The organism is Stenotrophomonas sp. YIM B06876 (assembly GCF_030711595.1).
Taxonomy (GTDB): Bacteria; Pseudomonadota; Gammaproteobacteria; order Xanthomonadales; family Xanthomonadaceae; genus Stenotrophomonas.
This window is the reverse complement of sequence record NZ_JAUJUJ010000253.1, coordinates 1-1,175: the sequence shown is the minus strand read 5'-3', so window position 1 is coordinate 1,175 and position 1,175 is coordinate 1. Positions and strand designations below refer to the sequence as shown.

Below are 1,175 nucleotides of genomic sequence, written 5' to 3'. Positions count from 1 at the left end.
GGAAGCTCTGAACAATCAGCTCAGGCGCATGGATTTCCGCGTTTGAGTTGATCTCACAAACCGCACGCTCGAAAAGCAGTAACTTCCCGGTCCCTCTTTGCGCTGCAGGACGGCATGCGCCGTCCTGCAGACACTATTACCCTGCCTGCGGCAGCAATTGCCGCCGCGCCATCCACAGGTTGGACAGCGCGAACAGCGTCAGCATCTGCGCCGCGTTCTTGGCCAGACCGCGATAGCGCACCTTGGTGTAACCAAACTGGCGTTTCACCACCCGGAACGGGTGTTCGACCTTGGCACGGACACCGGCTTTGAATTTCTCCCAACGTCGTGCGTGCTTCTGGTCGCGCTTGCTCTTGATTGCGCGCAGCCTGGAGGGCTTCTCGGCAATGAAGAACGTCGCTCTGGTGTCCTGCAGTTCTTCGCGATTCTCCGCGCCGGTGTAACCGCTGTCGCCGTAGACCTCTTTTTCGTGGCCATGCAGCAGGTGCTGCAGCTGGGTCACATCGCCGACGTTGGCCGCGGTGCAATGCACGTGATGGACTAGGCCGGAATGCTCATCCACACCGATATGCGCCTTCATCCCGAAGTACCACTGATTTCCCTTTTTCGTCTGATGCATTTCCGGATCACGCTTGCCGTCGCCATTCTTCGTCGACGACGGTGCATTGATGATCGTCGCATCGACGATGGTGCCGGCGCGCAGGCTCAAGCCTTTACGGGCAAGGTGCGTGTTGACCTGATTGAACAAGGCCGCCGCCAATTGCTGCTTCTCGAGGAGACGACGGAAGTTGAGGATGGTCGTCTCATCCGGAATCTCTTCCAGCCCGCCAAGGCGTGCGAACTGGCGCATCAGCGGCGTATCGCACAGCGCTTCCTCCATCGCCGGATCGCTCAACGCATACCACTGCTGCAGCAGGTGGATGCGCAGCATGGTCTCAAGCCGGTACGGCTGCCGACCCGGGCCGCCCGACTTCGGGTAGTGCGGCGCGACCAACGCCAGCAGCCCCTTCCACGGCACCACCTGCTCCATCTCGGACAGGAACATCTCGCGCCGGGTGCGCTTGCGCCGGCCTTGCTGCTCGGCGTCACCGAAGGTCAATTGCATGGGAAATCAGGCCCTCAAATCGTGGACACCAGTGTGGCAGTTCCAGAGGCAGTTGTTCAGACCTTCCCTA

Annotated in this window: 1 protein-coding gene; it reads right to left on the bottom strand. The window is 60.5% G+C overall.

The window, feature by feature from the left end; all coding sequences use genetic code 11:
• Positions 1-136: 136 nt before the first annotated feature.
• The gene (locus tag QZH66_RS16520) at positions 137-1,105 is read right to left on the bottom strand and encodes an IS5 family transposase (protein ID WP_305806958.1); all 969 of its coding nucleotides are present in this window, start codon (positions 1,103-1,105) and stop codon (positions 137-139) included.
• Positions 1,106-1,175: the final 70 nt, after the last annotated feature.

What these genes read in the sequence shown, in the direction of transcription:
- QZH66_RS16520 (WP_305806958.1), bottom strand. Translation starts at nt 1,105, where the DNA reads ATGCAATTGACCTTCGGTGACGCCGAGCAGCAAGGCCGGCGCAAGCGC.